This is a genomic window from Streptomyces sp. LMG1-1-1.1, from assembly GCF_040815545.1.
In the GTDB taxonomy this organism is placed as follows: Bacteria; Actinomycetota; Actinomycetes; order Streptomycetales; family Streptomycetaceae; genus Streptomyces.
On sequence record NZ_JBFPNH010000022.1, the window covers coordinates 21557 to 48185 of the forward strand.

Annotated in this window: 26 protein-coding genes, 1 pseudogene and 1 riboswitch; of the genes and pseudogenes, 10 read left to right on the forward strand and 17 right to left on the reverse strand. The window is 73.1% G+C overall.

Going from position 1 to position 26629, the window contains the following annotated elements; genetic code table 11:
• Window positions 1-111: 111 nt before the first annotated feature.
• Complete coding sequence (locus MRBLMG1_RS12785; RefSeq protein WP_367823748.1) at window positions 112-981, reverse strand: acetylxylan esterase; 870 nt, start codon at window positions 979-981, stop codon at window positions 112-114.
• 263 nt (window positions 982-1244) lie between these two features.
• On the opposite strand from MRBLMG1_RS12785, the gene MRBLMG1_RS12790 reads away from it, so the two are divergent.
• A complete protein-coding gene (locus tag MRBLMG1_RS12790; protein ID WP_367823750.1) occupies window positions 1245-2519 on the forward strand; it encodes a serine hydrolase domain-containing protein in 1275 nt (424 codons plus the stop codon).
• Between the two features lie 22 nt (window positions 2520-2541).
• On the opposite strand, the gene MRBLMG1_RS12795 is transcribed toward MRBLMG1_RS12790, so the two are convergent.
• From MRBLMG1_RS12795 to MRBLMG1_RS12805, 3 genes are all read right to left on the reverse strand, one after another.
• Window positions 2542-3075, reverse strand: coding sequence for a GNAT family N-acetyltransferase (locus MRBLMG1_RS12795; protein ID WP_367823752.1), 534 nt, complete (start codon window positions 3073-3075; stop codon window positions 2542-2544).
• 88 nt (window positions 3076-3163) lie between these two features.
• Complete coding sequence (locus MRBLMG1_RS12800; RefSeq protein WP_367823754.1) at window positions 3164-4147, reverse strand: serine/threonine dehydratase; 984 nt, start codon at window positions 4145-4147, stop codon at window positions 3164-3166.
• 68 nt (window positions 4148-4215) lie between these two features.
• Window positions 4216-4968, reverse strand: a complete 753-nt coding sequence (locus MRBLMG1_RS12805; protein ID WP_367823756.1) for an alpha/beta fold hydrolase — start codon at window positions 4966-4968, stop codon at window positions 4216-4218.
• 183 nt (window positions 4969-5151) lie between these two features.
• On the opposite strand from MRBLMG1_RS12805, the gene MRBLMG1_RS12810 reads away from it, so the two are divergent.
• On the forward strand, window positions 5152-5595 hold the full coding sequence (locus MRBLMG1_RS12810) for a nitroreductase family deazaflavin-dependent oxidoreductase (protein WP_367823758.1): 444 nt from the start codon (window positions 5152-5154) through the stop codon (window positions 5593-5595).
• Here MRBLMG1_RS12810 and MRBLMG1_RS12815 read toward each other — a convergent pair.
• Window positions 5477-6445: pseudogene (locus MRBLMG1_RS12815) on the reverse strand (DMT family transporter); the annotation flags it as partial. The gene MRBLMG1_RS12810 and the pseudogene MRBLMG1_RS12815 sit on opposite strands and share 119 nt — an antisense overlap.
• Window positions 6446-6517: 72 nt before the next feature.
• On the opposite strand from MRBLMG1_RS12815, the gene MRBLMG1_RS12820 reads away from it, so the two are divergent.
• Window positions 6518-7438, forward strand: a complete 921-nt coding sequence (locus tag MRBLMG1_RS12820) for a LysR family transcriptional regulator (protein WP_367823760.1) — start codon at window positions 6518-6520, stop codon at window positions 7436-7438.
• Here MRBLMG1_RS12820 and MRBLMG1_RS12825 read toward each other — a convergent pair.
• Together MRBLMG1_RS12825 and MRBLMG1_RS12830 are read right to left on the reverse strand one after the other, a co-directional pair.
• Complete coding sequence (locus MRBLMG1_RS12825) at window positions 7416-8252, reverse strand: class II fructose-bisphosphate aldolase (protein ID WP_367823762.1); 837 nt, start codon at window positions 8250-8252, stop codon at window positions 7416-7418. The genes MRBLMG1_RS12820 and MRBLMG1_RS12825 overlap by 23 nt on opposite strands.
• A 39-nt stretch (window positions 8253-8291) precedes the next feature.
• Window positions 8292-9215, reverse strand: a complete 924-nt coding sequence (locus MRBLMG1_RS12830; RefSeq protein WP_367823764.1) for an SIS domain-containing protein — start codon at window positions 9213-9215, stop codon at window positions 8292-8294.
• Between the two features lie 147 nt (window positions 9216-9362).
• On the opposite strand from MRBLMG1_RS12830, the gene MRBLMG1_RS12835 reads away from it, so the two are divergent.
• Both MRBLMG1_RS12835 and MRBLMG1_RS12840 read left to right on the forward strand, forming a co-directional pair.
• Window positions 9363-10163, forward strand: a complete 801-nt coding sequence (locus MRBLMG1_RS12835; RefSeq protein ID WP_367823766.1) for a DeoR/GlpR family DNA-binding transcription regulator — start codon at window positions 9363-9365, stop codon at window positions 10161-10163.
• Between the two features lie 158 nt (window positions 10164-10321).
• The gene (locus MRBLMG1_RS12840; protein ID WP_367823768.1) at window positions 10322-12346 is read left to right on the forward strand and encodes a phosphocholine-specific phospholipase C; all 2025 of its coding nucleotides are present in this window, start codon (window positions 10322-10324) and stop codon (window positions 12344-12346) included.
• Between the two features lie 79 nt (window positions 12347-12425).
• Here the strand turns inward: MRBLMG1_RS12840 and MRBLMG1_RS12845 are convergent, their stop codons facing one another.
• A complete protein-coding gene (locus MRBLMG1_RS12845) occupies window positions 12426-13043 on the reverse strand; it encodes a DUF6197 family protein (protein WP_367823770.1) in 618 nt (205 codons plus the stop codon).
• Window positions 13044-13413: 370 nt separating this feature from the next.
• Window positions 13414-13570, forward strand: a riboswitch (cyclic di-AMP (ydaO/yuaA leader).
• Between the two features lie 4 nt (window positions 13571-13574).
• On the opposite strand from MRBLMG1_RS12845, the gene MRBLMG1_RS12850 reads away from it, so the two are divergent.
• On the forward strand, window positions 13575-14456 hold the full coding sequence (locus MRBLMG1_RS12850; RefSeq protein WP_367823772.1) for a LysM peptidoglycan-binding domain-containing protein: 882 nt from the start codon (window positions 13575-13577) through the stop codon (window positions 14454-14456).
• Here the strand turns inward: MRBLMG1_RS12850 and MRBLMG1_RS12855 are convergent.
• The 3 genes from MRBLMG1_RS12855 to MRBLMG1_RS12865 form a co-directional block, all read right to left on the reverse strand.
• A complete protein-coding gene (locus MRBLMG1_RS12855) occupies window positions 14450-15736 on the reverse strand; it encodes a phosphoribosyltransferase family protein (RefSeq protein ID WP_367823774.1) in 1287 nt (428 codons plus the stop codon). The two genes, MRBLMG1_RS12850 and MRBLMG1_RS12855, sit on opposite strands and share 7 nt — an antisense overlap.
• Window positions 15737-15997: 261 nt before the next feature.
• Complete coding sequence (locus MRBLMG1_RS12860; RefSeq protein ID WP_367823776.1) at window positions 15998-16594, reverse strand: hypothetical protein; 597 nt, start codon at window positions 16592-16594, stop codon at window positions 15998-16000.
• 141 nt (window positions 16595-16735) lie between these two features.
• A complete protein-coding gene (locus MRBLMG1_RS12865) occupies window positions 16736-17500 on the reverse strand; it encodes an alpha/beta fold hydrolase (protein ID WP_367823778.1) in 765 nt (254 codons plus the stop codon).
• Window positions 17501-17658: 158 nt separating this feature from the next.
• Between MRBLMG1_RS12865 and MRBLMG1_RS12870 the strand changes: the two genes are divergently transcribed.
• The 3 genes from MRBLMG1_RS12870 to MRBLMG1_RS12880 all read left to right on the forward strand — a co-directional run bounded on the left by MRBLMG1_RS12870 (window position 17659) and on the right by MRBLMG1_RS12880 (window position 21662).
• Window positions 17659-20193, forward strand: coding sequence for a SpoIIE family protein phosphatase (locus tag MRBLMG1_RS12870; protein ID WP_367823780.1), 2535 nt, complete (start codon window positions 17659-17661; stop codon window positions 20191-20193).
• Window positions 20194-20457: 264 nt separating this feature from the next.
• On the forward strand, window positions 20458-20706 hold the full coding sequence (locus MRBLMG1_RS12875; protein ID WP_367823782.1) for a type B 50S ribosomal protein L31: 249 nt from the start codon (window positions 20458-20460) through the stop codon (window positions 20704-20706).
• Window positions 20707-20825: 119 nt separating this feature from the next.
• Window positions 20826-21662, forward strand: coding sequence for an NAD(P)H-binding protein (locus MRBLMG1_RS12880; protein WP_367823784.1), 837 nt, complete (start codon window positions 20826-20828; stop codon window positions 21660-21662).
• 139 nt (window positions 21663-21801) lie between these two features.
• Here MRBLMG1_RS12880 and MRBLMG1_RS12885 read toward each other — a convergent pair whose 3' ends face one another.
• The 3 genes from MRBLMG1_RS12885 to MRBLMG1_RS12895 all read right to left on the reverse strand — a co-directional run bounded on the left by MRBLMG1_RS12885 (window position 21802) and on the right by MRBLMG1_RS12895 (window position 23286).
• Complete coding sequence (locus MRBLMG1_RS12885) at window positions 21802-22302, reverse strand: peptidylprolyl isomerase (RefSeq protein ID WP_367823786.1); 501 nt, start codon at window positions 22300-22302, stop codon at window positions 21802-21804.
• 125 nt (window positions 22303-22427) lie between these two features.
• The gene (locus MRBLMG1_RS12890) at window positions 22428-22643 is read right to left on the reverse strand and encodes a hypothetical protein (RefSeq protein ID WP_367823788.1); all 216 of its coding nucleotides are present in this window, start codon (window positions 22641-22643) and stop codon (window positions 22428-22430) included.
• Between the two features lie 7 nt (window positions 22644-22650).
• Window positions 22651-23286: a DUF6629 family protein gene (locus MRBLMG1_RS12895; RefSeq protein WP_367823790.1), complete on the reverse strand. Its 636-nt coding sequence runs from the start codon at window positions 23284-23286 to the stop codon at window positions 22651-22653.
• A 99-nt stretch (window positions 23287-23385) separates the two neighbouring features.
• Between MRBLMG1_RS12895 and MRBLMG1_RS12900 the strand changes: the two genes are divergently transcribed.
• Window positions 23386-23907 (forward strand): AMIN-like domain-containing (lipo)protein, encoded by a 522-nt coding sequence (locus MRBLMG1_RS12900; RefSeq protein WP_367823792.1) that lies wholly within the window; start codon window positions 23386-23388, stop codon window positions 23905-23907.
• A gap of 63 nt (window positions 23908-23970) precedes the next feature.
• Here MRBLMG1_RS12900 and MRBLMG1_RS12905 read toward each other — a convergent pair whose 3' ends face one another.
• From MRBLMG1_RS12905 to MRBLMG1_RS12915, 3 genes are all read right to left on the reverse strand, one after another.
• The gene (locus MRBLMG1_RS12905) at window positions 23971-24474 is read right to left on the reverse strand and encodes an NUDIX domain-containing protein (protein WP_367823794.1); all 504 of its coding nucleotides are present in this window, start codon (window positions 24472-24474) and stop codon (window positions 23971-23973) included.
• 125 nt (window positions 24475-24599) lie between these two features.
• Window positions 24600-25277, reverse strand: coding sequence for a response regulator (locus tag MRBLMG1_RS12910; RefSeq protein ID WP_367823795.1), 678 nt, complete (start codon window positions 25275-25277; stop codon window positions 24600-24602).
• Window positions 25274-26545, reverse strand: coding sequence for a sensor histidine kinase (locus tag MRBLMG1_RS12915; protein WP_367823796.1), 1272 nt, complete (start codon window positions 26543-26545; stop codon window positions 25274-25276). Before MRBLMG1_RS12915 ends, MRBLMG1_RS12910 begins: the two co-directional genes overlap by 4 nt.
• Window positions 26546-26629 lie beyond the last annotated feature (84 nt).

Below are 26629 nucleotides of genomic sequence, written 5' to 3' on the forward strand. Positions count from 1 at the left end.
CGTACCACCGCGGGCCCGCCGGGCCACGCCCCGGCACCGACATTCGCCCGACCGGGGCCCCGCCCCGCACCCGACGACCGGTGCGGGGCGGGGCGGGCGGCGGGTCGGCCGTCAGGGGGTGGTGCCGGGGATCTGCTGTGCCTTGGCGTTGCGGTCCCATCCGGAGAACAGGGTGCTGTCGGTGCAGTAGGTGCAGTCGGGGCCGAAGAACATCCCGCGGGCGTTCTCGTCGCCCAGGAGCCAGTAGCGCAGCCAGGCGGTGGTCGGGGCGCGGAAGTTCCCGCCGTCTCCGATGGAGTCGAGGTGGCCGGCGCCGCGGATCTCGCCGTACACGGAGGGGACGTGGTCGGAGTCCCGGTGGAAGGCCTTGACCAGGGCGGGCCATACGGTCAGGTCGTTCTGTCCGGCGAGGTAGAAGACGGGTTCGTCCATCAGGTCGGGGTCGGCCAGCGGTCCGGGCTGGAGGGGGACGGCGGTGTCGACGCGCGGGTCGATCGCGGCGTTGATCGCCGCCGCGCCGCCCTGCGAGTGCCCGGCGGAGGCGATGTGCTCCAGGTCGACCTTCCGGTAGAACCGGCTTCCGCTGTCCGCGTTCCGGTGTTCGAGGACGTCGATCCCCGCGCGCATGCTGAGGGCGAAGTTGGAGGTGGGGGTGTTCGCGGCGGCGACGATGAATCCCTGGCTCGCCCAGTGCCTCAGCAGGGAGCTGTAGATGCCGGGGACCGCGCCGGTGCCGTTGCCCCAGATGACGACCGGGTGCAGTTCGCCGCGCTGCCCCATGTTCCGCGGGTAGTAGAACGTGTGCACGGCCTCGATGTCGACGTCCACCTCGTAGGGGCCGGGTGCGCCCCAGTCGGTGCCGACCGACGGGATGGTGCCGGTCGTCTCCTCCGCCGCGCCGGCGGTGCCCGGCGCCGCGTACACGGCCGTGACGACGGCGAGCAGCAGGCCGCCGAGTGCGCGACCCCATTTCCCTGACATAGGAACTCCTTTACGGATCCGGCCCGTTGCGCGTCCTCGCAAGCGTGACCAGCGCCATGATCGGGCGCTCCGGCGCGCGTGTCTGTCCGCAGGAGCCCAGACCTTCCGGAGCCGGGTTGGGCGTCTGCCCAAGCGGGGGCGCGAGGCCCCGGTTGGGAAGGGCGGGCTCCGGAACTCGTCCGCCCGAGTCAGGAACCGATCCCGCTCGTTGGCACTCATGATCCATGCCGAACGACCGCTCCGAACGAATCCGAGGAATCCCCGTGCCCCTGTCGTCACATCGACGTCTGGCCGTCAGCACCACCCTGGTCGCGGCCCTCGCCGCAGGCCTCACCCCGGCCGCCGGCGCGTTCGCGGCGTCCCCCGCGGCCGCCTCCCCCGCCGCGTCCGTCCGCTCGGCGGCGGCTGCCGTTCCCGCCCCCGACATGGAGGGCGTGCTCGCCGCGCTGAACTCGGCGATGGCCAACGGCGCGCCGGGTGCGATGGCCCGTTACACCGGTCCCGGCGGGGTCCAGAGCCGTACCGTCGGCGTCCAGGACCGCGTCTCGGGCGCTCCCATGGACATCCACGCGCGCTTCCGGATCGGCAGCGTCAGCAAGACGTTCTCCTCCGTCGTCCTGCTGCAGCTGGTCGACGAGGGGAAGCTGGAACTCGACGCTTCCGTGAACGACTACCTGCCGGGCCTGCTGCCGGACGACCGGATCACGGTCCGTCATCTGCTGACCCACCGCAGCGGTCTCTCGGACTACACCGACGCGATGTTCAACGACACCGTGCCGGGCTTCGAAGCGGTACGGAACCGGGTGTTCAGCTTCCAGGAGCTCCTCGACCTGTCGCTGAGCGAGCCCCGGACGACCGAGCCCGGCGTGTCGTACAAGTACTCGAACGCCAACTTCGTCGTGGTCGGCATGCTCATCGAGAAGCTCACCGGGCGGCCGGTGTCCGACGCGTACGAGCGCCGCATCTTCAAGCCGCTGAAGCTGGGGAAGACCTCGTACGTCCACCCGGACACCCGCATCAAGGGCCTGCACGTGCGCGGCTACCTGCACCCCGACGCGGCCGGCGACCCGCTCGTGGACTCCACGGAGCAGACCGTGTCCTGGGCGCAGTCCGCCGGGGCCGTCATCTCCAGCCCCGCCGACCTGAACACCTTCACGAGCGCCCTGATGCGCGGCCGGCTGCTCTCCCCGGCGATGACGGAGGCCATGACCACGGTCACTCCGACGGACACCGCCAACACCCGCTTCTACGGACTCGGTCTGCGCCGTTACGACCTGTCGTGCGGCACCCAGGTGTTCGGCCACACCGGCACCGTGCAGGGCTTCTACACGTACACCTTCGCGACCCGGGACGGCCGGCGCGCCCTCTCGGCCATGGCCAACACCTCGAACCACGGTGCCGCCAACACGGCGCTCGGCGGAACGCTGGAAGCCGCGTTCTGCGGCAAGAAGCCCGCCGCGTCCGCGCGCTCCGCCGCCCCGATCGCCCCGGACCTCACGTCGCGTCCGGCGGAGCGTGACCTGCCCGAGCGCCACTGAGTCGTGGTCGCCTCCCGGGGGCTCAGGCCTGGTACTCGGTGAGGTCGATGACGTAGACCCGCAGGGGTACGTCGAAGGCCGGGTGGTTCAGCTCGCGCTCCGCGGTCATGCCGAGCTTTCCGATGACGTTCTCGGAGGCCTGGTTGCTGATGTGGGTGACGGCGACGACCCGGTCGAGCCCGCGGTCCTGGAGGGCGAACTCCAGGACCGCGTGGGCGGCCTCCGAGGCGTACCCCTGCCCCCAGAACTGCCGGCCGAGGCGCCAGCTGATCTCCACCTCCGCCGCCAGCTCCGGCAGCGCGTCCGGCACGGAGAGGCCGGCGAACCCGATCAGCTCCCCGGATCCGAGGAGCTCGACGGCGAAGATCCCGAAGCCCTCGTCGTCCCACTCCTCCTCGTACCGCTCGATGTCCTCGGCGGTCTCGTCCAGGTCCCGCACCGAGCCGTCGCCGATCCACCGCATCACCTCGCGGTCCGCGTTGATCTCGGCCAGGGGGACAAGGTCGTCGTCGCTCCAGCGCCGGAGGAGGAGACGAGGTGTACGAATTTCGGTCATGTCCCCATCCTGACGCACACCGCGGCGCGCCCGTGCCACGGGGACGTCCGGCCGGGGCGCGGAGCCGCCGGCCGGGCGTGGAGCCGCGTCACGCGCCCGCGGGCGCCCCGGTGAGGTCGGTCGGGTCGGTGTTGGCGCCGCAGAGGACGACGCAGACCTTCTCGCCCGGCTCCGGCCGGTAGGCGTCGGCCGCCGGGCGGGGCCGGTCCCCGGTGGTGAGGGCGGCCAGGGCGGTGGCGGCGGCGTGTTCGACGGCGAGGCGCCGGTCGTCCCACAGGGCCCGGCGGGTACGGGTGATCGCGGTGTCGGGGACGAGGACGGAGCGGACGCCGTCCCCCTGTGCGGCGTGCAGTGCGGTGGCCGAGACCCGGCGGGCGCCGAGGGAGTCGGCGGCCACGGAGTCGACGGTGACGTCGACGGGGTGTCCGGCCCGGAGTGCGGCGTCGAGGGCGCGGCAGTTCTCGGGTTCGACGGCGACGGTGCGGATGCCGTGGTGCCGGGCGGCGGTGGCGACGCCGGCGAAGAGGCCGCCTCCGCCGACGGCGACGACGACGGTGTCGAGGTCCGGCACCGCCCGGAGGATCTCGTCGAGCAGGGTGCCTGCCCCGGCGGCGATGAGCGGGTGGTCGTAGGCGTGGGAGGCCAGCGCGCCGGTGTCGGCGGCGAACGCCTCGCAGGCGGCCAGCGCTTCGGCGTACTCGGTGCCGACGAGGCGTACGTCGGCACCGTACGACAGCAGTTTGTCGGCCTTCACCTTCGGGGCGGTGGTCGGCAGGAAGACGGTGGCGGGGACGCCCTGGCGGCGGGCTGCCCAGGCACAGGCGAGGCCGGCGTTGCCACCGGAGGCGATCGTGACGCCGACGTCGGGGAGGGTGCCCCGCTCACGGTGGGCGAGGAGGAAGTTCTGCGCGCCGCGGGCCTTGAAGGAGCCGGTGTGCTGCATGAGCTCCAGTGCGAGGTGGAGCTCGTAGGGCTCGTCGCCCGGGTCCGGGGTGGCGGCCGTGACGGGGCGGACGTGGCCGCCGATCCGGTCGGCCGCGGCCTTGATGTCGTCGTACGTGAGGGGGTGCATCCGGGCGCTCCTGAAGGGGTGGGGCGGGACGGTGGTGGGCAGGACGCCGTGAGGGGCCGTCGGGTGCCTCAGAGGAAGTCGGCCAGCGCCGCGACGAACCCGTCGGGATTGTCGAGCATCAGGTCGTGTCCCGCTCCGGGGATCTCGACGACCGGGACGCCGCGGGCCGCCATGCTCGCCGCGTCGGCGTCCGGCAGGCTCGCCTCACCGACCACGTACAGCCGGGGGACGGGCAGCCCGGGAAGCAGGTCGCCCGGGGCGGGCACGCTTCCCTCGACGAGGGCGACCGCACTGCGGTGGACGGCCAACGGGTCGGCGAGCCGCAGCCGGGCCGCGTAGTCGGCGCGGCCGACCGAGGCGACCATGCGGGCGAACCCCGTGGTCACGAACGTGTCCTCGTCCTGGGCCGCGACCGGCGAACTGAACGCGCCACCGCCCGCGTAGAGGTTCGGCTCCGCCACCACGAGCCGGGCCACCAGGTCCGGGCGGGACGCCGCGAGCAGGATCGCCACGGCCCCGCCCATCGAGTGCCCGATGAGGTCCACGCCGGTCACCCCCAGATGGTCGAGCACGGCCGCCACCGCCGCCGCCTGCGACTCCATGCGGTAGTCGAAGTCCGCGGGCCGGTCGCTGAGCCCGTACCCGAGGAGGTCCACGAGCATCGCCCGACCGCCGCCGAGCGCGGGGGCGGCGGCGATGTGGGCGAAGTCCGACGCCGCCGTGCACCCCAGGCCGTGGACGAACACCCGGAGGGGTCCTTCCCCCGGCAGCGCGATCCACCGGATGTACGCCTTCTCGTTCGCCAGGAACAACTCCCGCATGCCGCCCACTCCCCTGTACCGCCCCGCGCGCTTGCCTACTGTCAGGAGCCACCCTACGAGCAGGTACTGACACGGAGCCGCCCGCGGCCCCCGGGCCGGAAATCCCCGGGGGCCCGTGGACCGTCGGATAGCGTCCGGAGGACGCAGCGCCGGCACCGCCGCGCGCCCTCGGAAAGGACAGTCATGCCACTCGAAGGCGAGTACGAGCCCAGCCCGACGACGTGGGTGCGGAACCAGGTCGAGCTGTACGAGTCGTCCGGCGGGACGAAGGGCACGACCATGCGCGGCCTTCCCGTCGTCCTGGTGACGAACCTCGGCGCGAAGAGCGGCAAGCTCCGCAAGACGCCCCTGATGCGGGTGGAGCACGAGGGTGCCTACGCGCTCGTCGCGTCGAACGGCGGGGCGGTGAAGCATCCCGTCTGGTTCCACAACCTCGTCGCCTCGCCCGTCGTCGAGCTGCGCGACGGCCCCGACGTCTGGGACATGAAGGCCCGTCTGGTCACCGGGGAGGAGCGTCGGGCGTGGTGGGCACGGGCCGTCGACGCGTTCCCCGACTACGCGGACTACCAGCGCAGGACCGAGCGGGAGATCCCCCTGTTCGTGGTCGAGCCGCTCGGCCGGGGCTGAGCCGGGTCAGGCCGACGCCCGCCAGGACGACGGCCATGCCCGCGACCACCCGGGCGGTCAGCGGCTCGTCGAGGACGAGTGCGCCCAACGCCACGGACACCACGGGCAGCAGATAGCCGACGGTGGCGGCGCTGGTCGGGCCTTCCTCGGCGATCATGCGGTAGTTCAGGTGGAAGGTGAGGCCGGTCGCGAAGACGCCGAGGACGGCGACGGCGAGGATCCCCGTCCAGGTCGCCGCCGGGGCGCCGCCGGCGGTGAGGGCGGGCGCGCTCAGGGCGCTGGCCGTGAGGAGTTGCGCGGCGGAGAGGGCCAGCGGGGCGGTGCCGCGGCCGGTGAGCCGGCGGGCCATGTAGGCGAAGGCCACCGCGTACGAGGCGGAGGCACCGAGCAGCGCGAGGGCGCCGAGGCTCATGAGGCCCGAGCCCTCGCCCCAGGGCGCGAAGATGAGCAGGACGCCCGCGAAGCCGAGGACGAGGCCGGCCAGGCGGGTGGCGGGCAGCGGGCGTTCGGTGCCGAGGCCGAGGCCGATGAGGAGGGACCAGAGGGGCGTGGTGGCGTTCAGTACGCCCGCCACCCCGCTGTCCACGGTCTGTTCCCCGACCGAGAAGAGCAGGAACGGCAGGGCGTTGCAGAAGAAGGCGGCGACGGCCAGGCGCGCCCAGGTGCCCCGGTCGCGGGGCAGCCGCTGCCCGGCTCCGTACGCGAGCGCGAGGAGGACGCCGGCGCCGAGCAGGCATCGCACGAAGGTGATCCACCCGGGGGTGAGGCCCTCGTTGAGGGAGATCTTGATCCAGAGGAAGCCCGAGCCCCAGAGCAGGGCCAGCACGCCCATGCGTGTCGCGGATGTCATGTCCCCACGTTCCCCCGGCGACATTCGACAGGACAAGCGAAGGTTCGTACAGCCGGCGTTAAGCTCTGCTACATGCTGGATGTGAGACGTATGCAGGTGCTCCGGGCCGTCGTCACCAGTGGCTCCGTCACCGCCGCCGCCGCGAACCTCGGTTACACGCCGTCCGCCGTGAGCCAGCAGATCGCCGCCCTGGAGAAGGAGGCGGGCATCGAGCTGCTCGAACGGTTCGGCCGGGGCGTGCGTCCGACCGCGGCCGGACGGCTGCTCACCGAGCACGCCGCCGTCATCGGCCGCCAGGTCGCGGAGGCCGAGACCGCCCTCGCCGATCTACGGGCGGGCCGCACCGGCCGGATCGCGGTCCGCTACTTCGCCACCGCGGGAGCCGATCTCGTCGCGCCTGCCCTGGCCCGTTTCCGGGCCGAACACCCCGGCGTCCGCGTCGACCTGAGGATCGCCGACGGCGCGCCCGACGAGGAGGCGGACCTCACCCTGGTCGTGCGACCCCGGGACGGCGGCGGCGACGCCTCCCGCGCCGGCCTCCGGCTGGTCCACCTGGTCGACGACCCGTACCGCGCCGTCCTGCCCAAGGGGCACCCGCTCGCCGACCGTCGCACCACGCTCGACCTGGGCGCCCTCGCCGGTGAACCGTGGGTGGGCAGCGAACGACCCGGCCCCTGCCTCGACGCCGTCCTCGAAGCGTGCGCGGCCGCCGGGTTCACCCCGGACGTCGCCGTGGAGTGCGAGGAGTACGCGGCGGCCCAGGGGTTCGTCGCCGCCGGTCTCGGCGTCGCCTTGATCCCGCTCCTCGGCCTGGGCGGCCACCACCCGCACGTGGTGGTCCGCAGGTTGCGCGGCCCGGAGCCGGTCCGTTCGATCCACGCCGCCGTACGGGAGTCCTCGCTGGCCCTGCCGGCGGTACGCGGCCTCCTGACGGCGCTTCGGGAGGAACGGCCGCCCGGGTCCCGCCCCGTCAGGACGGGGAAAGGACCGTGAGGAGGTGGGCCACCTCGTGCGCCACGGCGGCGCGGGCCGGGGTGAGGTAGTGGCGGGGGTCGACGGCGGTGGGATGGTCGGCGAGGTGGGTGCGGACGGCCCGTGTGAAGGCCTTGTTGAGGTGGGTGGAGACGTTCACCTTGGTCATGCCGGCGCCGATCGCGGCGGTCAGGTCCTCGTCCGAGACGCCTGAGGACCCGTGCAGGACCAGCGGGGTGTCGACGGCGGCCCGCAGACGACCGATCAGGTCGAAGTCGAGGACCGCGTCCCTGGTCAGCATCTGGTGGGAGCTGCCGACCGCGACGGCGAGGGCGTCGACGCCGGTCGCCGCGACGAAGGCCCGGGCCTCCTCGGGGTCCGTCCGGACACCCGGGGTGTGGGCGCCGCCCTTCCCGCCGACCTCGCCGAGTTCGGCCTCGACCCAGACGCCGTACCGGTGGCAGTGCTCCACGACCTCGCGGGTCGCCGCGACGTTCTCCGCGTACGGGAGCTTGGAGGCGTCGAACATGACGGAGCCCAGGCCGAGTCCGACGGCCTCGTGGACGAGGTCGGGGTTCTCGGCGTGGTCCAGGTGGACGGCGACCGGGGTCTTGGCGGCGCGGGCGATGGCGAGGGAGGCGACCGCGACCGGCTCCAGGGCGCCGTGGTACCGGACGGTGTTCTCGCTGATCTGGAGGATCACGGGCCGGTCCGCGGTCGCGGCGCCGGCCACGATGGCCTGGGCGTGTTCGAGCTGGAGGACGTTGAAAGCCCCCACGCCCGTGCCCGCGGCGCGGGCGCGGCGGACGATCTCGTCGGTGGGCGTCAGCGGCATGGTCCTGCTCCCGGGGTGCGAAGGGATACGGGGCGGCGGTCAGGCATGGACGTCGGCGAGGACCACGGAGCGGGTCAGGTTGCGAGGGGTGTCCGGGTTGAGTCCCTGGGCCTCGGCTACGGCCACCGCGAGGCGCTGGGCACGGATGAGGTCGGCGAGCGGGTCGAGGTCGCTCTCGGCGAGGGTGCCGCCGACCTTGCGCACGTCGTCGGCGAGTCCGGCGGGCAGGTCGCCGAAGCCCCAGGCCACCCGGCCGGGGCCGGTGATGCTGATGGGGCCGTGGCGGTACTCCATGGCCGGGTACGCCTCCGTCCATGCGCCGGCCGCCTCGCGCATCTTCAGTCCGGCCTCCAGGGCGAGGCCGTAGGTCCAGCCGCTGCCGAGGAAGGTGAACTGCTCGGCGGTGAGGACCTCCTCGGCGAGGGGCGCCGCGATGGCCTGCTCGGCGTCCCGCGCGGCCTCCTCGACGGTGGCGACGCCGTCGGGCAGTGCGTCCTCGGCCTCCAGGTGCGCGCGGAACAGTGCGAGGACGGTGGTCGCGAAGCGGGTCTGGACGACGGACTCCTCGTCGGCGAAGTCGAGGACGGCGACCTCGTCGGCGAGGTCCATCACCGGGGTCGCGGGGTCGGCCGTGACCGCGCCCGTGGGCACGCTGCCGCGCAGGCGGGAGAGGACGGCGAGGACCTCGCTGGTGGTGCCGGAGCGGGTGATCGCCACCACCCGGTCGTAGCGGCGGCCGTAGGGGAACTCCGAGGCCGCGAACGCGTCGGTCTCGCCGTGACCGCCGGACTCGCGAAGCTCCGCGTAGGCCAGGGCCATGAACCAGGAGGTGCCGCAGCCGATCACCGCGACCCGCTCCCCGCGTCGGGGCAGGGCCGCGGAGTGCTGCGGCAGGGCACGGGCCGCCTGGCGCCAGGTCTCCGGCTGGGAAGCGATCTCGACGGCGGTACGAGTGATGGTCATACGGCTCTCCTTGCAAGAAGTCTCATCGATGATGAGTGAAGGTGCTCGAAGTCGAGGGTATTCAAGCAGAAAGATGCACTGTCTTTCCAGGTCCCGCACGCATCGGCGGATAGAATCGGACGCGCGCACGACCGGAGAGAGGGACGCATGTCCAAGCACGAGCGATGGCACACGCTCCTTGAGCTGCTGGCGGCCTCGGGAAAGGTGGACGTGGAGGAGGCCGCGACCGCGCTGGGCGTCTCCGCCGCCACGATCCGCCGGGACCTCGACGAACTCGCCGAACAGCGGTTGCTGGTACGGACGCGGGGCGGGGCGGTGGTGCACGGCGTTTCGCACGAACTGCCGCTGCGGTACAAGTCGACGCGGCACGCGCCGGAGAAGCGGCGGATCGCCGAGGCCGCCGCCGATCTGGTCGCGCCCGGCGACGTCGTCGGACTCAACGGGGGCACGACCACGACGGAGGTGGCACGGGCCCTCGCGCGGCGATTCGCCGGCGGTCGAACCGAGGCGGCGCCGTCGGCCGAAGGCCCCGCGCTGACCGTGGTCACCAACGCCCTCAACATCGCCGGCGAGCTCGCCGTGCGGCCGCAGATCAAGATCGTCGCCACCGGCGGGGTGGCACGCCCCCAGACGTACGAGCTGGTCGGCCCGCTGACGGTCGGGGTGCTCAACCAGGTTGTGCTGGACGCCGTGATCCTGGGCGTCGACGGGTTCGACACCCGGCTCGGCGTGATGGCCCACCAGGAGGACGAGGCGAGCATCAGCCGGCTCTTCGCGGAGCGCGCGAGCCGGGTCGTCGTGGTGACCGACTCCTCGAAGATGGGTCGCCGAGCGTTCGCCCGGATCTGCGGCCCCGACCGGATCGACGTCCTCGTGACGGACACCGGCATCGCGCCGGAGACGGTCGACCAGCTCACCGAGGCCGGCGTGAAGGTGATCACCGTCTGACGCCATTGGTCCGCGGAGGGACCAATCCGGTGCCGCGGCTACCTGGCCTCCGGCTGTTAACCCACTAATTACGGCACAGCCGTATACCTTTAAGCTCGCCTCCCCCATCATGTCTCCGACGTGCCCGCCTGGGCACACCGTGACGCGAGAGGCGGGGCATGATTCCCATCAGCCGCAGGGGGTTCGTCGGTATCGGCGCGGGGCTCGTGGCGGGAGCGGCGCTGCCGCCGGCGCCGGCGTCCGCCGCCGCGTCGACGGCGACCGGCACCCTCACCGACGTCAAGCACGTGGTGATCCTCATGCAGGAGAACCGCAGCTTCGACCACTACTTCGGCACCCTGCGCGGCGTCCGCGGCTTCGCCGACCGCGCCGCGGGCAACCTGCCCGGCGGCTGGGGCACGTTCAACCAGCCCAACTGGGGCGGCCGCCACTACCCCTGGAAGCTGAGCGACACCCCGCCCGCCGGCGGTGTCGACGGCGAGACGCTCGCGCAGTGCAACGGCGACCTGCCGCACAGCTGGACCTCACAGCACGCCGCGTGGAACAAGGGGCGCCTCGACAACTGGGTGACGGGAGTGGGCAACACCCGGACCCTCGGCCACCTCGACCGCGGGGACATCCCCTTCCACCACGCGCTCGCCGATCACTACACGATCTGCGACGCGTACTTCTGCTCGGCGCTCAGCGCCACGGGCCCCAACCGCACCTTCCTCTGGAGCGGCAAGATCGACGGCACCAGCAAGGACGGCGGCGACGAGTCGGGCCTGACCTGGGAGACGTACGCCGAGGCGCTCCAGCGCGCCGGGGTGAGCTGGAAGGTCTACCAGAACGCCCAGGACAACTACGGCGACAACGGCCTCGCGTACTTCGAGAAGTTCACCGACGCGCGGCCCGGGGACCCGCTGTACGACCGGGGCATGGGATCGGTGCCCAAGGTCACCGGCTCGACCCCGGACGACATCGCCGCGGCGATCCGCGCCGACGTCGTCGCGGGCACGCTGCCGCAGGTGTCCTGGGTGGTCGCGAGCGAGGCGTTCTCGGAGCACCCCTACGCCCCGCCCGGGGACGGCGCGCACTTCGTCGACCTGGTCTACCGCGCCCTCGCCGCCAATGCCGAGGTCTTCGACTCGACGGTGCTCTTCCTCAACTACGACGAGAACGACGGCTTCTTCGACCACGTGCCGCCTCCGGTCGCCCCGCCGGGGACACCGGGCGAGTACCTCGACGGCGCGCCGATCGGCCTGGGCTTCCGCGTCCCGATGATTGTCATGTCCCCGTGGACCCGCGGCGGTTGGGTGAGCTCCGAGGTCTTCGACCACACCTCCGTGCTGCGCTTCATGGAGACCTGGACGGCGGCCCTCGGCACACCGGCCACGTGCCCCAACATCAGCGCCTGGCGCAGGAAGGTGACGGGCGATCTGACGGGGGTCTTCGACTTCGCCAACCCGGTGTACGGCGTGCCGACGGGCCTTCCCTCCACGGCGAAGGTCATCGGCCAGGCCACCTGCGGACCGCTGCCGAACCCGGCCCCCCAGAACAACGCCCTGCCCGCGCAGGAGTCCGGCACCCGACCGGCCCGCGCGGTGCCGTACCAGGTGAACGGGAACCTCGACCGGTTCGAGTTCGGAGCGGCCGGCAAGATCCTGGCCTGGTTCTCGATGACGAACCAGGGCTCCGAGGCCCGGCGCGCGGCCCACTTCTCGATCCACCCGCACCAGTACCGCGACACCGCCGCCTGGCAGTACACCGTCGACCCGGGCGGCACGGCCTCCGACTACTTCAACATCGGCCTCGGCTCGGGGTCGGGCAAGTACGACGTCTCGATGATGGGCCCCAACCGCTTCCTGCGGCGCTTCATCGGCGACGCCTCGAAGGCGGGCAAGGCCGTGGAGGTGGCCGCCCGGTTCGCGACCGAGCCGGGGACGGGCAAGACGGCCCTGTGGTTCAGGATGACCAACGCGTCGGGGGGTCCGGTCACCTTCACGATCCGGTCGAACGCCTACCGCTCGGACGGGCCGTGGACGTACACGGTGCCGGCGAACTCCACCCGCGAGGACTTCTTCAACGCGGTGGCCTACAACGGCGGCTGGTACGACTTCACGATCGTCGCCGACATCGACGGCACCTGGTCGCGCCGGTACACCGGTCACATCGAGACCGGAGCGCCGAGCATCAGCGGCTGACCGCTCCCGTCCGCCGGGCGGCGCCCTCGGGTGCCGCCCGGCGATCGTCACCCCCCTAGCGGTTAGCGGTCCGCCGTCGTCAGCGGCCGGCCTGCGCGGCCCGGTGGATGGTGGCGTCCAGGAGGGCCACGGCGTCGTCCGCCGTACGGCCGGGGGCCCGGTTCCACGGTCCGATCAGCTCACTCCAGCCCCGCGACCGGAGCTCGGTCATGATCCAGGCCGCCGCTTCGTTCATGGTGTCGGCGCTCCCGTGGCCGAGACGGTGCGCGGCGAGCAGGGCGCCGCAGACGCACCGCGCCCCGCGCGCGTCGCGCAGCTTGTACGGGGCGTTCTGCCAGCCCCATTCCGTGAGCACGCGACGGGCGTAGCCGAGGTGGACCGACGGGCGCAGGTCGGTGCGGCCGATGCGGCGCCAGACGTGCAGCCGGTCCGGCAGTACGGCTCCGACGCGGCCCGGCAGGCGGGGTTCGGCGGGGAGGGGCGGCGGCAGGGCGTCGAGGGCGTCGGCCACGAGTCTCTCCACCGGCACCGTGAGGAGTTTCCGCCAGCTCTCCGGCTCTCGCGGCGGAGCGTCGGGAACGAGCGGCTCGTCGGTCGTCCAGTCGGTGACGATGCGCTGCCAGACGGCGCTGTCGTAGAGCGCGGCGGCCTCGCGGTCGACGGTGTCGGGGCTGGGCGTGGAGAGGGCGGGCGACATCCGGCGGCTCCTCGGTCGGGGTGGGTCCATCGTTCAGGACAAATGTCGGTTTTGCCACTTTTGCCCTTGAGTGCACACCCGCCCACAAGGCCTTTTCCACCCACTTCACCATTAACAGAATTACCGTGCATATTCGGACATTGGGAACCTGGTGATGCGACTCACTTCGCCGGATTCGCCCCGGTGATCGGAATGTCCGCAGGCCATGGGAGACACGGGAGTTCGACGGGCCGGACGGGTGGCCGATCTTGAATTCCCTGAATTACGTGATCCTTTCGCCGCGCCACGGGCTGCCGTCCCCTTGTTATCCGCCGCATTACTGGCCTACGGTCACCTCCATTCGAGCGGATCGCCTAATCCTGCCACCGCTCGAAATACCTCCCCTTTTCACCCGACGGCAGGAGCGGGGGACCCACGAATACGCCGGTCCGGAAATCCGGAACGGCTCGGGGTGCAGCCGCGTGCGCGCGGCCGGACAGCTCCCGTCCGAACCCGACAGCTCACCCCGCAGGCGCCGGAGAGGAATCCGTCATGCCTGCTCACGGTAAGCACCGCCGCCCCCGACGCCGCCCCGTCTCCCAGGGACTCGCGCTGGCCGGCACGGGCGGCGTCGCCCTTGCCCTGCCGCTGATCACCCCCGCCGTGGCCGGAGCCGCTCCCGTTTCCGGAGCCCCGGAATTCACCGCCCGCGCCGTCGCGGCCCCCGCCGTCGCAGCCCCCGCCTTCGCGGCGCCGACCGCCGCCAAGGCTCCCGCCGCCCCGGCCGCCGCCCGCACCTACACCGTCGTCCGCGGCGACTCGCTTTCCCTCATCGCCCGGAAGAAGGGAATTCAGGGCGGCTGGAAGAGCCTTTACCGGGCCAACCGGAGCGCCGTGGGTGACAATCCGTCACTTATTCATCCGGGCCTTGAGTTGACGCTTCGTCGGGATTCCGCGAAGGTCACTCCTGCGCCGGCGAAGAAGAAGACCGCTACACCCGATCGGGCGAGCCGCTCCGAGCGCCGGTCCGCCCCGGCCACCACGGGCGCCTCCACCGGTGCCTCCGCCGCGCAGGCCGCCCCCGCCGCGGCCCCGGCCGCCGCCACCAACTACACCGACGACCTGGACGGCTGGATCCGCGAGTCGCTGGCCATCATGGCCCAGCGGGGCATCCCGGGTTCGTACGACGGCATCCTCCGCAACGTCATGCGCGAGTCCTCCGGCAACCCCCAGGCCATCAACCTCTGGGACTCCAACGCGGCGGCCGGAACGCCCTCCAAGGGCCTGCTCCAGGTCATCGAGCCGACCTTCCTCGCCTATCACGTGCCCGGCACGTCGATGGACCTCTTCGACCCGGTCGCCAACATCACCGCCGCGTGCAACTACGCGGCCGACCGCTACGGCTCCATCGACAACGTCAACAGCGCCTACTGACCCCGGAAGTGCCCGGTGAACCAGGAGGTGGCGAGCTCCGCCACCTCCTCCAGGGCACCCGGCTCCTCGAAGAGGTGCGTGGCGCCCTCGACCACGGCGAGCCTGTTCTCACAGCGCAGCAGTGAACCGGCCCTCCGGTTCAGGTCCAGCACCAGCGCGTCGTCACCGCCCACCACCAGGAGCGTGGGAGCACGCACCCCGGCCAGCCGGTCCCCCGCGAGGTCGGGCCGGCCACCGCGCGACACGACGGCGCTCACCGCGCAATCCGGATCGGCCGCCGCCCACAGCGCGGCGGCCGCTCCCGTGCTCGCACCGAAGTAGCCCAGCGGGAGGCCGGCGCCCACCGGCTGCTCGGCCAGCCACTTCGTGGCGAACGAGAGCCGGCCGGCCAGGAGCGGCGTGTCGAAGACATGCGCCCGATCGCCCGCCTCGGCCTCGGTCAGCAGATCGAACAGCAGGGTCCCGAGCCCCTCCCGGTTGAGCACCTCCGCGACCGCCCGGTTGCGGGGACTGTGTCGGCTGCTCCCGCTGCCGTGGGCGAACAGCACGATCCCCACGGCCCCGTCGGGCACGGCGAGCCGCCCCGCGAGCGTGACGCCGTCGACCGCGACCCTCACGTCCGAGTCCCGCACCACCGGGCCCCGTGCCGCACGGCTGCGGTCCAGACACGCGATGACCTCGGCGTCGGCGGTCTGCTCGAAGTCCCGGTAGAACTGGCCGATCGCGTAGAAGACCCCGGGCGCGTGGACGCTGACCGTCTCGTCGGCCTCGCCTCCGAGCCGCGCCGTCCACCCCTCCGGCGCGACCGGGACGGCCAGCACGATCCGGGCGGCTCCCCGGGCACGGACCACCCGGCACGCCGCAAGCGCCGTGGCCCCCGTGGCGAGGCCGTCGTCGACGACGACCACGGTCCGGCCTTCGAGCGGCACGGACGGCCTGCTGCCCCGATAACGGGCGGCGCGCTCCTCGAGCACGACGTGCTCCCGCTCCTCCACCGCCGCGAGCGCGCGCTCGCCCACCCCGGCGTGCCGGAGCACCTGCTCGTTGAGCACCCTCACGCCGCCCTCACCGAGCGCGCCCATCGCGAGCTCCGGCTGCTGGGGCACCCCCAGCTTCCGTACCAGACAGATGTCGAGTGGCGCGTCGAGGGCGTCCGCGACCTGCGCGGCGACCGGTACCCCGCCGCGCGGGAGTCCGAGGACCACGACGTCCTGGCCCTTGAGGTGGTCGAGCCGGGCGGCGAGCCGTCTGCCCGCGTCCGTGCGATCGCTGAAGAACATGGTCCGCCGCCCTTCCGCCTTGCGCGGCCGGGGCCCGGGGAGGAACGGCGTGCCCGTCCCTTGCCCCTCCTTCCAGAGTAGACGCGTCCCCGGCGGGCGGTCGGCGGGTGACCGGCCGACGGTCAGCGTTCGGCGCTCGGCGCTCGGCGCTCGGCGCTCGGCGTTCGGCGTTCGGCGTTCGGCGTTCGGCGTTCGGCGTTCGGCGTTCGGCGTTCGGCGTTCGGCGTTCGGCGTTCGGGCAGGAGACCAGGCGGCGAGGGGTCAGCGCGACTGGAGGGCGTCGAGGGCGACGGCCTGGGCTATCGCGAGGCGCCGGTCGAGCTCCGGATCCGCTATGTCCAGCACGTACCGGTCGCGCAGACCGAACCGCTTGTCGACGGACATGACGGAGCGTCCGGCCTCGGCGAAGTCGAAGTGGTAGGGGACGACGAAGGGGACCAGGTCCGTGAAGGGCAGGAACTCCCAGGCCCTCCGCAGCAGGGCCACGCCCTGGTGCCGCTCCCGCCCGGTGGTCTCCCCCGCCGCGCCCTCCCTGCTCAGGTGCCACGTGCTGCGGAGCAAGGAGGCCCCGAAGTCCTTGCGGAAGCCCCCGAGCCGGGTCCCGGAGGCGCCGTGCACGTCGTAGGTCGCGCCGACGTCGAGGACCTGGCGGGCCTTGAACGTGAACAGGACCTGGCGCTGGGACTCGTCGGTGTAGAAGGTGACGTGCTCCTTGAGCGCCATTCTCTTCTGGTGGGCGAACGCGACCAGTTCCGCCTCCTCGCCGTCGGGCCCCACGGTGTGCACCAGGTAGCGGTTCGCCATGAGGGTCACCTTCTGGCGGACGAGGAAGCGGTGCTGTGACTGCGCGAGGCCCATCGGGTGTGCTCCTGCTGATCGTGGACGGTCTCCCGGAGACCGCCCCGTGGCGTCGAGACCACGATGATCGCGTGCGGCAGGGCCCCGCCGCTGTCCTCGAAAGTCGTCGTTCCCTACGACCTTCGGATGGCCTCCGCGCGGTCAGGCCGCGAGGAAGGCCTCGATGGCCTCGGCAAGGGGCCCAGGGGTCTCCTCGGGGGCGTAGTGGCCGGCGTCCTTCAGGACTTCGAGGCGCGCGTTGGGGTACCAGCGCAGCCAGGTGGACTCCATCGCCTCGGTGCCCAGGGCCGGGTCGTGGGCACCGACCACGAGCAGGACGGGCGTGGGGTTGTCGCGGACGCGCTCGTGGAAGTCGGTGCGGGACCAGGAGTCCAGGTAGGCGCGGAAGGCCGCGGCGGAGGAACGGCCGACGGAGCGGTCGACGAGCGCCGCGAGCCAGGCGTCGTCGTAGCGGCCGCCGGTGGTGTTGTCGATGATCGCCCGCCGGTTCGCCGGTTCCTCGGCCGCGCCGGCGAAGAGCTCCCAGGTCTCGCCGTCGAGGGGGAAGCCCGCAGCGGAGACGGGCGAGATGCCGACGATCGAGCGGATGCGGTCGGGGGCGTCGAGCAGCATCAGCTGGGCCGCCTTCCCGCCCATCGAGTGGCCGATGACGGAGAACGAGTCCCATCCGAGGTCGTCGGCGACCGCGAGCGCGTCGGCCGCGACCTCCTCCATCGTGTACGCGCCCGCGTGGTCGAGGGCCTCGCCGTAACCGCGGCAGTCGACGAAGGCATAGGTGCCCGCGGCGGCGTCCAGATGGGCGCGGAGGGGGTCGAAGCTGGTGCGGTCGCCGAACCAGTTGTGCAGCACGAGGGCCCGGGCGGGACCTCCGCCCTGTACGTCGTACGGAAGAAGCCGGTCCGTCATCGTGCCCCCTGCTCGCGAGGTGGTGGCGCCGCGCGCCGGCGGCGGCGGTCGACGACCGAGTGTGACGGTGCGGAAGCGCGCGGTCAACATCGCCGTCCGGAACGCGGACCCCCGGGTCCGGGATGCGGGGGCTTTCTCGTCGGGGGCATCCTTGCTGTGTGACCTCGCACGGCACGGCCGGCCCCGGCCCGGCGGGCGGCTCCGGGCGTCCGTCAGGGACGGATGCCGCCGACGGGCCCGCTTCCTCCGCGCTCACCTGGGCGCTCGCGGAGGAGGCGCTGCGCGCGGTCGAGGAGGTCGGGGGGTACGCGGGCGGGGTGTACCTGCGCTCCGGAACCCCGGGGCTGCTACGGCTCGCGGTGCTCGTGGGACTGCCGGGACCGTTGTTTCGCCCGTGGTGGCGGATGCACTCCAACCGGCCGTTCCCGGTGGCCGAGGTCCATCGCTCGGGCCAGTCGGTCCACCTCGCCGACGTCGAAGAGGCCATGCGTCGGTTTCCCCAGCTGGTGGCCAGCCTGCCGTTCCCCTTCGCCTCCCTGTACGCGCCGGTGGTCGCCGGGCGCGAACGGTTCGGGGTGCTCGTGGCGCTGCGCCCGCCCACTCCCGGCGTGCCGGTGGACGCCCGGGACCGCACGCGGATGACCCGTGGCGCCCTCCGCCTGGGCGAGGCGCTGGCCGGCCTGGCCGCCGCTGGGACGGTGATCGAGTGGCCCGGCGATCCGGTGTGCGTCCAGCTGTCCACCGGGTCCGGCCCTCCGGTCCGGTTCGGGTCCTTCGACTGGGACCTGGACGCGGGCACGGTCACGCTCGACGACGGCCTGCTCGGGATCCTCGGGGCGCAGGTCGCCTCACCCTGCTCGATCGAGGTGCTGACCTCCCTGCTCGAACCGGAGGACGGGTACGCGCTGTGGGCGGCGGCCCGGCAGGCGACCGGCGTCGACGGGCGGCCCGCGGTGCGCAGGCTCCGCCTCAAGGGGCCTGACGGCGGCCTGCACCTCCTGGAGGTGTCCACGCGCGCGCGTGGCGGTACAGCGGCGTCCGCACTCGACGGCGGCGGCGGCCACCTCATGGGGACCCTGGTCGACCTGGGGACGGGGCTCGTCGGCTCGGACGCGACGGACCGGCTGCCGCGGGCGATCCTGGCGATCGACCGGCTCGGCCGGATCACGTACGTCAACGAGCGCACGGAACGGCTCCTCGGCCGGCCGCGCGGCGCGCTGGCGGGGCGGACCCTCTGGCAGGCGCTGCCCTGGTTCGGTCACCCCTTCCACGAGGAGCAGCTCCGCGCCGCCCTGCTCTCCGGCGAGCCGGTGCGCTTCCTGGCCAGGCCGGAGCGCGGCCAGTGGCTTTCGGTGTCGCTCCACCCGGGGCGCGAGGGCGTCACGATGGTGCTGATCCCGGAGGAGGATCCCGCGGGGCTCGGGGCCAGGACCCGGGGCCGCCGGCGGTCGGACGACGGGCTCTCCGCTCCCGGCGACCGGGCGGCGGCCCTGTACCGGCCGGTGGCCCTGGCGATCGCGCTGACGGAGGCGGTGACGGCGCGCCAGGTGGCGGCGGTGGTGACGGAGGAGCTGCTGCCGGCGTTCGGCGGGCGGCAGCTGGCCATCTACCTGCTGAGCGACCGGCGCCTGTACCTGGCCTGGGAGACGGGGTTCCCACCGGGGTTCCTCGAACCCTTCGACGGCGTGGCCCTGGACGCCCGGCTACCCGGGGTGGAGACGCTGACGACGGGCCGCCCGCTGTTCTTCGAGTCGATGGAGCAGCTGGGCCGCGCGTATCCCGACCTGCCGATGGACGCGCACTCGGGAGCCCGGGCGTTCCTGCCGCTGATCGCCTCGGGGCGGCCGGTGGGGTCCTGCATCCTCGGCTTCGACCGGCCGCGCGGCTTCAGCCCCGAGGAGCGCACCGTGCTCACGGCCCTCGCAGGGCTCATCGCGCAGGCCCTGGAGCGGGCCCAGCGCTACGACACGGAGTCGGCGGTCGCGCGCGGGCTCCAGGACGCGCTGCTGCCGCACCGGCTGCCGGTGCGGCACGGCGTGGACACGGTGGGCCGCTATCTGCCGGGCACCCAGGGCATGGACGTCGGCGGCGACTGGTACGACGTCATCGAGACGGAGCATGGGCGTCTCGCGCTGGTCATCGGCGACGTCCAGGGCCATGGTGTGGCGGCGGCCGCCACGATGGGGCAGCTGCGCAGCGCGGTCCGGGCGTTCGCGCTGGGCGGGCACCGTCCGCAGGACGTCATGCGGGGCACCAACCGCCTGCTGATCGACCTGGACCCCGGGCAGTTCGCGAGCTGCTGCTACGTACTCCTCGACCCCGAGACGGGCGAGGCGCGGGCGGTTCGGGCCGGCCATCCGCAGCCGCTCCTCCTGCAGCCGGACGGGACGACGGAGCCGGTGGAGCTGGCGGGCGGGGTGGTGCTCGGGGTCGACGACCGCGCCTCGTACCCGGTGACGCGGCTGCGGCTCGCCCCCGGCGCGGTGCTGGCCCTGTTCACCGACGGTCTGGTGGAGCGGCCGGGCCGGGACATCGACGAGGGGATCGAGCGGTTGCGCCAGGCCCTGGCCGCGACCGGTTCGCTGGCTCTCCCCGAGGCGGCCGACCGGCTGATCCGGGAGGCCCGCCAGGCCACGTCCCGCCCCGACGACATCGCGCTGCTGCTCGCGGCGCGCTGGCCCGAGCGCACCTGAGACGTCGACCGGCCGCGCCCGAGGCCGGTCCACGCGCGCGTGGCAACGTACCCGCGCGCTCGCCTCCCCGTCCGCCCTCCGCCGTGCCCCGTCCGCGCCCGCCCGTGGCGGATCCGTCGAGCCCGACCCGGCGCCCTCCCCCGTTCACCCGTTCGGGCCCGTGGCGCTGGTCGGTCGCCTTCGGCGCGGGGAGGCTGGAGGGGTGCCGTGCCGAGACGGCCGGACACACCGGACACGTCTGGGCGGCAAGCCCGAGGAGGACACGTGCAGCAGGACAAGCAGCCCGAGTACGCCCCTGTGGTCTTTCGCGACCGCTCGGCCGGGTACGCGTTTCTCACCCGGTCCACGGCGACGAGCGACCGGACCATCGAGTGGGACGACGGGGAGACGTACCCGGTGATCGACGTCGAGATCTCCTCCGAGAGCCACCCGTTCTACACGGGCACGGCGCGGACCGTGGACTCCGAGGGCCGGATCGCCAAGTTCGAGCGCCGCTTCGGCGAGGAGAGCTGAGCTCTCCCGAATCCCTTTCCTGAAACTGGCCAGAAGGTGGCCAGTTCGCCTTCCAGGATGAGGTCACGAAGACGGCGGAGCGCACGCGCTCCGCCGATGACTCCCTGGAGGGGACTGCTGTGATCGTGGTGACCGGAGCGACCGGAAACGTCGGACGACCGCTGGTGGAGCTGCTGGCCGCGGCCGGCGAGGAGGTCACGGCGGTGAGCCGCCGACCGGCCGAGGGGCTGCCCGCCGGGGTGACCCACCGGCAGGGCGACCTGGCCGATGTCGACGGCCTCAAGGAGCTGTTCGAGGGTGCCGAGGCCGTCTATCTGCTCGTGGCGGGCCTCGGGGAGGAGCTGCGCCCGGACGAGATCGTCGCGGCGGCGGTGGCCTGCGGGGTGCGCCGGATCGTGTTCCAGTCCTCGCAGCTGGTGGGGACGCGGCCCGCATCGGCGTCCCACGCGGTTCTGCGGGCGTTCGAGACGGCGGTCCGCGGGTCGGGGCTGGACTGGACGGTCCTGCGTCCGGGCGGTTTCGCCTCCAACGCCTACCTCTGGGCCGAGGGGGTGCGCTCCGCCCGTACGGTCGCGGCCCCGTTCGCCGACGTGGCGCTGCCGGTGGTGGATCCGCTGGACATCGCCGGGGTGGCGGCGGCCGCGCTGCGGGACCCCGGGCACGCGGGGCGTACGTACGTCCTGACCGGCCCGGCGGCCGTGTCGCCGCGCGAGCAGGTGAGCTCCCTCGCCGAGGCGCTGGGCACTCCGGTGGAGTTCGTGGCGCAGAGTGCGGACGAGGCCAGGGCGTTCCTGGTGCGGTTCCTGCCGGCGGAGGCAGTCGACGGGATGCTGTCGGTGATGGGCGATCCCCGCGCGGAGGAGCGGCGGGTGAGCACCGACGTGGAGCGGGTGCTCGGCAGGGCGGCCCGGCCGTTCTCGGCCTGGGCGGAGCGGAACGCGCCCGCCTTCGCCTGACGGATCGAGGCGCCTGGCGCCCGCGCCGCAGGCAGACACGGCGGAGGCGGGGACGCGCGTCCGGTGGACGACGCTCCCCGCCCCGGCCGAGTGGGCGAGTGAGGGCGCGTGGCGCCCTCGGCTCGGCTCAGGAAGACGATCAGGCGTTCTTCACGATGCCGGAGTCAGCGATCTTGACCTTGGCCTTGGGGGCGCCGGACGGGGTGCCGAGGCTCTCGATCTTCTTGACCAGGTCCTGGCCCTCGACGACCTCGCCGAAGACGACGTGCTTGCCGTCGAGCCAGTCGGTGACGACCGTCGTGATGAAGAACTGCGAGCCGTTGGTGTTGCGGCCGGCGTTCGCCATCGAGAGCAGGAACGGGCGGTCGTGCTTCAGCTTGAAGTTCTCGTCGGCGAACTTCTCGCCGTAGATGCTCTTGCCGCCGGTGCCGTTCTGGTTGGTGAAGTCGCCGCCCTGGAGCATGAACTGCGGGATCACGCGGTGGAACGGGGAGTCGGTGTAGCCGAAGCCGTGCTGGCCGGTGGCGAGCTCGCGGAAGTTCTGCGCCGTCTTCGGGACGACGTCGTCGAACAGCTTGAAGGTGATGCGGCCCGCGGGCTTGTCGTCGATGGTGATGTCGAAGTAAACGTTGTCGCTCATGGGGACATCCTGTCATTACTCGCGCACGGCGCGCGCACGGGCTGCCTCCTCCCGGGTCACGGCGTGCCGGTGCCCCGCGATCCGTCAGGACCGCGGGGCACCGGTCGCCACCTGGAACGCAGGGGTCAGAGCAGCCCGCCGGGGGCCTGGCCCTGGAGGGCGCCCTCGGCGCCCTGGACGGTGTCGTGGAGGACAGTGGCGGCGCCCTGGTCCTCCTGGAGGAGGCCGGTGGTGCCGCCCAGCGGGCTCTCGGCGGCGTTCGCCTGCGGCGGCGGGGTGACGAGAGCGGTGACGACGCCTGCGGCGAGGGAGGCGATGGCGAGCATGCTGCGCTTCTTCATGCCCGGGTCAACTACTGAGACGCCGAGGGGTTACGGTCGGCCGCCGTCGGATCCGGAAGAGCACCAGGAGCGAGGCGGCCGCGGCGAGGGCGCACCACGTGGAGACGAACGTTCCGCCCCACAGCACCGCGCAGACGATCGCCCCTGATCCGGTCACGATCCCGAGGATCCGCAGGACGCGGTCGCGGGCGAGCAGCAGGGCGCCGACGGTGGCGAGGAGATAGCCGGCCATGACCAGGGGCGCGTACGGCAGGTCGACGCCGTAGCCGAGGGTGCGGCCGCGGACCTCGGCGGAGACGGGGTGGGTGGCGAGGCGGTACGCGAGGAAGGCCGAGGTCGCCACGCCGGCGGCGAGCGGTGCGCGCAGCCGCGGGCGGTCGGCGGGGCGGGCGGCCGCCATGACGCCCCCTGACACCCAGAGCGGCAGGAGCGGGAGGGCGATCACGGCCCAGGCGAGGGTGGCGGGGCCGGTTCCGCCCCCGGCGTGCCAGACGGCGGCCTCGACGACCTGATGGGCCCCCAGGAGCAGCGGCAGGGCGGCGAGAGGGGCGTCCGCCGGGCGGCGTACGGAGGCGAGCGAGGCCACGCCGACGGCGGTGATCCCGAGACCCGCCCAGAGGTCGGCCGTCGCACTCCAGCACATAGCGAACTTTTACCGCATATCGGGTGGAACCGTACGCTTGTGGTGGATGTCTCTGTCAGTGACACCACTGTCCCCGAGCAGGAGAAATTGGGGGACGTCATGCAGCACCGTCACACCCTCGCGGCCGTCGCCGCGGGAATCCTCCTGACCGCCGGGATCGGCGCCACGATCCCGGCAGGCGCCTCGGACGCCCCGTCCCGCACCTCCACGACGCCGACCACGTCCCTGGTCGTCAACGCCCGCTGGGGTGGCCACGCGACGTTCGACCGGCTCGTGATCGACGTGCGGGGCGCGATGCCCCCCGTCTCCGTACGCCAGGTGAGCACGCTCCACTACGACGGTTCGGGCAACCGGGTACCGCTCGCGGGGAAGTACTTCCTCTCGATCACGCTCTCCCCCGCAGCCGCCCACGACGACGCCGGACGGTCCGTCTACCAGGGTCCCCGGCTGCTGAAGATCTATCTCCCCGCGCTCAAGGGGGTCGCCCTGACCGGCGACTTCGAGGGCGTGGTCTCCATCGGAGCCGCCTTCGACACCAAGCCCGCCTACAAGACGTTCACGCTCCACTCGCCCGAGCGCTTCGTGATCGACATCGCCCACCCGATCGGCTGCCGGGCCTGAGACGGCAGCGCGGCGGGGCCGCCCCGAAGGGCGGCCCCGCCCTCGTACGCCGCGCGTCCGCGGTCAGTCCCCGGTGCGGCCGGCCTCCACGTACACGGTCGCGCCGGTCCTGCGGGCCCGGTCGATCTCGGCGAGGCGCGCGAACTCCGCCGGTTCCATCTCACGCTCCCACTCGTCCAGGGTGCGGAGGCTGTACTCGCTGTGCTCGCCCGGGTCGAGGACGACGGCGGCGATCTGCTCGTCGGTCAGTTCCCCGCCGTCGAAGATGAAACCGATGTGGTTGGCCGGCCAGTCCTCGCCCCGGTCGGTGACGAAGTGGGTGCCGAGGAGCCGCGGTTCCCCCGTGAAGATCATCCCGGTCTCCTCGCGACACTCCCGTACCGCCGTCTCCCAGGGGGTCTCCCCCGGGTCCATGTGCCCGCCGGGCCACTGCCACCGCTCGGAGCGGTCACTGGCGCGCAGCTGGAACGGGCGGCCGGTGGTGTCCGTGAAGTAGAGGCAGGCGTACGCCGTCGCTCTCGGGAGGGTCGCGATGTACTCGACGGGCGGCAGCCAGGTGTTCTCCATGGGCGGCTCTCTCTCGACGCGCTGATGGGACCGCCTCCATCCAAGCGGTCCGGGTGACGGCGCCCGGCCGCTCGCGTGCGGATCCACCGGATCGTGTGATCGTTCCGGCCGCCGCCCCGGCCCGGTCAGCCGGTGGAGACCAGACCCGCCTCGTACGCGATGATCACCAGTTGCACCCGGTCACGGGCGTCGAGCTTGGCCAGCAGCCGGGTGACGTAGGTCTTCGCGGTGGCGATGCTGATGTGGAGCGCGGCCGCGACCTCCGCGTTGGAGAGGCCCCGTCCGACGAGGGTGAGGACCTCGCGCTCGCGGTCGGTGATGCCCTCGGCCCGGCGTCGCGGTGCTGCGGTGGCACGAGGGCGGCCGGTGAACTCCTTGATGAGGCGGCGGGTGACGCTGGGCGCGATGAGGGCGTCGCCGGAGGCGACGACGCGGACGGCGGAGAGGATGTCGTCGAGGGCCATGTCCTTGACGAGGAATCCGGACGCGCCCGCGTGGAGGGCCCCGTAGACGTGGTCGTCGTCGTCGAAGGTCGTGAGGACGACGACCCGGGCGCCGGTGGTGCCGGCGGTGATGATCCGGGTGGCCTCGATGCCGTCGGTGCCGGGCATGCGCAGGTCCATGACGACGACGTCGGCGCCGGTCTCCTCGACGAGGCGGACGGCCTCGGCGCCGTTCGCGGCCTCGCCGACCACGACGAGGTCCGCCGTGTCGGTGATGACCATGCGGAGCGCGGTCCTCACCAGGGGCTGGTCGTCGGCGAGGACGACCCGGACCGGCTGCTCGACGGTGGTGTGGCTCATCGGCTGGTGGCTCCTGTGGGCAGGGGAAGGCGGGCGGTGACGCGGAAGCCGCCCCCGGGGCGGGGGCCCGCGCCGAACTCTCCGTGCAGCACCGCGACGCGCTCCCGCATCCCGGTCAGGCCGTACCCGGAGCCCGGGCCGGCGCTCGCGCGCGCGTGGCCGGTGACGGGGCCGCGGTCCTCGACGGTGACGGTGAGGGACGCGGGGTCGCGGTGGTCGACGGTGACCGTGCAGGAGTCGGCGCCGGAGTGCCGTACGACGTTGGTGACGGACTCCTGGACGATCCGGAAGGCGGAGAGGTCGATGTCCGGGGGCAGCGGGCCCGGGTCTCCGACCCTGCGGACCGCGACCCGGACGCCGGCGTTGCCGGTGAGTGCGGCGAGCCGGTCGAGGGCGGCGAGGCCGGGCATCTCGGGGAGTCCCCGGAGTTCGGCTTCGGAGCGGGCGTCGGGGTGCGACTCGCCCCGGCCCTCCGGCTCCGTCTCCGTGTCCGCCGTGCGCAGCGCGCCGATCATCCGGCGCAGGCCGGCCAAAGTCTCGCGGCTCGCCGTCTCGATCTCGGTGAGGGCCTGCCGGGCGGCCTCGGGCTGGGTCGCGATGACCCGCCGGGCCGCGCCGGCCTGGAGGGCGACGATGCCGATGCTGTGGGCGACGGAGTCGTGCATCTCGCGGGCGATCCTGAGGCGTTCGCGGGTGACGGCCTGCTCGGCGGCCTGGGTGCGGCTCCGTTCCGCGAACTCCCGGGCCTGCCCTTCCGAGCGGCCGAGGAGCCAGGCCACGAGGGCGATCAGGGCGACGGCCAGGGCGGCCGTGGTGCCGGCGCTCCAGCCGGCGAGCAGACGGACCGCCACGTAGACGACGAGCAGGCCGAGGGCGAGCAGGAGCGCCCGCCAGGCCTCGCGGCGGGGGCGGGCGGCGGCGATGGCGTAGAGGGCGACGTCGACCGCGAGGTACTGGGCGACGGGGATGGCGGTGACGCCGAGTGGGGTGGACGCGACGACCGAGGCGACCAGGAGGTAGTTGAGCGCGGCGGTCGGGCGGCGGGCGAGGAGGGCGCCGGCGCGCAGGGTGAGGAGGGTGCCGACGGCCAGCATGGCGAGGCCGTCCCAGCGCAGGATGACGAAGCCGGGCAGGACGTCCGGCCCTTCCTGGCCGGGCACCCGGATCCGGAGCAGGGCGGTGAAGGCGATGCCCGCGCCCCAGGCGACGGCGGCCCACCCGCCGGGTGTGACCCGCTTGAAGAACGGTGCTGACGGGGTGACGGACATGCGGTGATCGTAAACGGCGGGCCCCGCCGCGGGCATCGGCCCCAGGGTGTACGACCTGGGGTGACACGGCCGCCGCCGATTGTC

What these genes read in the sequence shown, in the direction of transcription:
- MRBLMG1_RS12785 (WP_367823748.1), bottom strand. Translation starts at nt 981, where the DNA reads ATGTCAGGGAAATGGGGTCGCGCACTCGGCGGCCTGCTGCTCGCCGTC.
- MRBLMG1_RS12795 (WP_367823752.1), bottom strand. Translation starts at nt 3,075, where the DNA reads ATGACCGAAATTCGTACACCTCGTCTCCTCCTCCGGCGCTGGAGCGAC.
- MRBLMG1_RS12800 (WP_367823754.1), bottom strand. Translation starts at nt 4,147, where the DNA reads ATGCACCCCCTCACGTACGACGACATCAAGGCCGCGGCCGACCGGATC.
- MRBLMG1_RS12805 (WP_367823756.1), bottom strand. Translation starts at nt 4,968, where the DNA reads ATGCGGGAGTTGTTCCTGGCGAACGAGAAGGCGTACATCCGGTGGATC.
- MRBLMG1_RS12810 (WP_367823758.1), top strand. Translation starts at nt 5,152, where the DNA reads ATGCCACTCGAAGGCGAGTACGAGCCCAGCCCGACGACGTGGGTGCGG.
- MRBLMG1_RS12820 (WP_367823760.1), top strand. Translation starts at nt 6,518, where the DNA reads ATGCTGGATGTGAGACGTATGCAGGTGCTCCGGGCCGTCGTCACCAGT.
- MRBLMG1_RS12825 (WP_367823762.1), bottom strand. Translation starts at nt 8,252, where the DNA reads ATGCCGCTGACGCCCACCGACGAGATCGTCCGCCGCGCCCGCGCCGCG.
- MRBLMG1_RS12830 (WP_367823764.1), bottom strand. Translation starts at nt 9,215, where the DNA reads ATGACCATCACTCGTACCGCCGTCGAGATCGCTTCCCAGCCGGAGACC.
- MRBLMG1_RS12835 (WP_367823766.1), top strand. Translation starts at nt 9,363, where the DNA reads ATGTCCAAGCACGAGCGATGGCACACGCTCCTTGAGCTGCTGGCGGCC.
- MRBLMG1_RS12840 (WP_367823768.1), top strand. Translation starts at nt 10,322, where the DNA reads ATGATTCCCATCAGCCGCAGGGGGTTCGTCGGTATCGGCGCGGGGCTC.
- MRBLMG1_RS12845 (WP_367823770.1), bottom strand. Translation starts at nt 13,043, where the DNA reads ATGTCGCCCGCCCTCTCCACGCCCAGCCCCGACACCGTCGACCGCGAG.
- MRBLMG1_RS12850 (WP_367823772.1), top strand. Translation starts at nt 13,575, where the DNA reads ATGCCTGCTCACGGTAAGCACCGCCGCCCCCGACGCCGCCCCGTCTCC.
- MRBLMG1_RS12855 (WP_367823774.1), bottom strand. Translation starts at nt 15,736, where the DNA reads ATGTTCTTCAGCGATCGCACGGACGCGGGCAGACGGCTCGCCGCCCGG.
- MRBLMG1_RS12860 (WP_367823776.1), bottom strand. Translation starts at nt 16,594, where the DNA reads ATGGGCCTCGCGCAGTCACAGCACCGCTTCCTCGTCCGCCAGAAGGTG.
- MRBLMG1_RS12865 (WP_367823778.1), bottom strand. Translation starts at nt 17,500, where the DNA reads ATGACGGACCGGCTTCTTCCGTACGACGTACAGGGCGGAGGTCCCGCC.
- MRBLMG1_RS12885 (WP_367823786.1), bottom strand. Translation starts at nt 22,302, where the DNA reads ATGAGCGACAACGTTTACTTCGACATCACCATCGACGACAAGCCCGCG.
- MRBLMG1_RS12890 (WP_367823788.1), bottom strand. Translation starts at nt 22,643, where the DNA reads ATGAAGAAGCGCAGCATGCTCGCCATCGCCTCCCTCGCCGCAGGCGTC.
- MRBLMG1_RS12895 (WP_367823790.1), bottom strand. Translation starts at nt 23,286, where the DNA reads ATGTGCTGGAGTGCGACGGCCGACCTCTGGGCGGGTCTCGGGATCACC.
- MRBLMG1_RS12900 (WP_367823792.1), top strand. Translation starts at nt 23,386, where the DNA reads ATGCAGCACCGTCACACCCTCGCGGCCGTCGCCGCGGGAATCCTCCTG.
- MRBLMG1_RS12905 (WP_367823794.1), bottom strand. Translation starts at nt 24,474, where the DNA reads ATGGAGAACACCTGGCTGCCGCCCGTCGAGTACATCGCGACCCTCCCG.
- MRBLMG1_RS12910 (WP_367823795.1), bottom strand. Translation starts at nt 25,277, where the DNA reads ATGAGCCACACCACCGTCGAGCAGCCGGTCCGGGTCGTCCTCGCCGAC.
- MRBLMG1_RS12915 (WP_367823796.1), bottom strand. Translation starts at nt 26,545, where the DNA reads ATGTCCGTCACCCCGTCAGCACCGTTCTTCAAGCGGGTCACACCCGGC.